Annotated in this window: 3 protein-coding genes; all 3 read left to right on the top strand. The window is 60.6% G+C overall.

Features of this window, described 5'->3' with window-relative positions:
- Nucleotides 1-662: bacteriophage T4 gp5 trimerisation domain-containing protein (locus VF673_RS14965; protein WP_440292518.1), on the top strand; the 662-nt coding region annotated here is incomplete at its 5' end.
- Nucleotides 650-1,513, top strand: coding sequence for a DUF4123 domain-containing protein (locus VF673_RS14960; protein ID WP_440292517.1), 864 nt, complete (start codon nt 650-652; stop codon nt 1,511-1,513). The genes VF673_RS14965 and VF673_RS14960, both read left to right, overlap by 13 nt.
- Nucleotides 1,510-2,169: hypothetical protein (locus tag VF673_RS14955; RefSeq protein ID WP_440292516.1), on the top strand; the 660-nt coding region annotated here is incomplete at its 3' end. The genes VF673_RS14960 and VF673_RS14955, both read left to right, overlap by 4 nt.

Below are 2,169 nucleotides of genomic sequence, written 5' to 3'. Positions count from 1 at the left end.
AGAGCAGCCCCGGCGGCAACGGCTTCAACGAACTGCGCATCGAGGACCGCGCCGGGGAGGAGCAGATCTTCATCCACGCCCAGCGCGACTGGGATCAGAACATCCAGCACGACCAGAAAATCCGTGTCGGCAACGAACGCCACGAACGCATCGAAGCCAACCGCTACACCGAGAACCTGGCCGAAGAGCACCACACCACCCACGCCGACCGCAAGACCGAGATCAGGGCCGACGACCACCTGACCATCGGCGGGAGCCAGCATCTTCAGGCAGGCGTCGCCCAGCTGACCAAAGCTGGCCGCGAGATACATCTGAAGGCCGGGCAGAAAATGGTGATCGAAGCGGATAGCGAGCTGACACTCAGCGCAGGAGGCAGCTTTATCCGCATCACGCCGGCTGGGGTGACGGTCGTGGGACCGACTATCCGCCAGAACGCAGGAGGGAGTCCGGGGAAAGGCAGCGGCGCTCATGTTCTCCTGCCCGAGGCGGCGATCATGGCTGACGGGGCGCTGACCGGCCGACAGTTGGCAGCACCGTCTGCCGAAAACACAACGGCAGGATTGGCCGCGGCCCAGCTTGACCTGGCACGCATGGCACGCTCACTGGGTGCCAGCCGTTGCCCGGTGTGTGAAGCCTGCATGGAGGGCGCATGTCCGCTCTGACACGAATCGCTGAACCCGCTGTTAACTGGTTCGCTGAGCAACAAGATGCTGGGCGGGACCTGTTTCTGATAGTCGACCGGCTCGCAGAACCCGATCCGATCCCTGAGCTGTTTCATGCGGATGTCATGGATGAGTACATCAACCTCTACAGCGGGACCGAATGGGATGAGCTGGCTGATATCGGGCCCTGGTTGATAAAAATGCCTGCGCAGCAATCCATTGCGTTATCCCATTTGTGGGAAGCGCCGGAGCGTAACTGGGGATGGCTGGCCAGCGCCTCCCAACTGTCGTTGGTGGACCTTGCTCGTCATTGGCGTGAGCGCTTGTTGATTGAAGGACCGTCTGGCAAGGCGCTTTACCGTTTTCAGGATAACCGGGTGATCGCCCATCACCTTTCCGCCCTGTCAGTCACGCAGATTCCGCTGCTGTTGGGGCCGCTTGATTCCGCTTTATGCTGGGCCGGTGATGCCTGGCTGATAACGGAGAACGCAGCTCCCGCGCATCATGTCGCAGCGCAGGGGCAACCATGGCTGGATGTGCCCGAGCCGCCGGAGGTTGCCAGGAACATACAGCGTAAGAACGCATGCGATTGGCTGTGGGCGCAGCATCCTCAGGCAACGACTCGCCTGGCAAGTGCCAGGCCGCTTATGGAGTGGCTGGACGGTCAGCTGGAGACCGCGAGCGAATGGGGCTGGGGACAAAGCGAGCAACTGGAATTTCTGCTGACTTACCAGCTTGACCCTGATCTGGCTCAGTCCAGTTTCTGGACCGCCAGAGAAGGGGAGACACCCGACCAACATTATCAACGCTGCCGACAGGCTGTCGTTGACCTGCTACGGCATACATCATGATAAGAAAACTGATTCTCCCGCTCTCACTGGCGTTTCTGGGGGGCTGCACCCTGACCGGCTCACTGGCCAAGGAAGGCGTGCTGTCCCTGACCGAGAGGGAAGGCCGTGAACGCTTTACCCTGACAGGGGAGTTGCCTGCGCATTTCTCGATTCAGGCGACCGCCTACTTCTCGCCGGACAACCCCGAGCGCTGCCAGGTATACAGCATCGGTCAGGGGCAAGAGGTAACCCGCGAACTCATTACCCAGTACACGACCCCGTACCATGATCATCCCGCAGACTTCAGCATGGATATTCCGCTGACCTACCACATCGGGTTGTGTAACGGGACGCTGCGGCAAGTCGCCTTGTTGATCAGAGGGCGCTATGGAGAGCAAAGCTGGCAGCATCACCGTAGTCACGGCGGTCTTGGGATTGTCGATAGCCGTCCGGAGCAGGCGCCACCGTTCGACAGCGACGGTACTCTGACGGTCCGTGGTTACTGCACCTGGTTGTTTCAACTGAGCAAGGCCAGAGCTTGGGCAGGACAGATAAGCAAGCAGCTCAGTTGCTCCGAGCCTGATGAGCACTGGCAACTCGATCCGGATTTTGCCAAGCGTCGTTCGGTTGGTGCAGTGCTGGGGCGCGATGAGTTGGCGGGCAAGACCGTACGGCTT

This window comes from Halopseudomonas sp. Lyrl_26 (assembly GCF_051948695.1).
GTDB classification, from domain to species: Bacteria; Pseudomonadota; Gammaproteobacteria; order Pseudomonadales; family Pseudomonadaceae; genus Halopseudomonas; species Halopseudomonas formosensis.
This window is presented reverse-complemented; position numbering and strand designations above follow the sequence as displayed.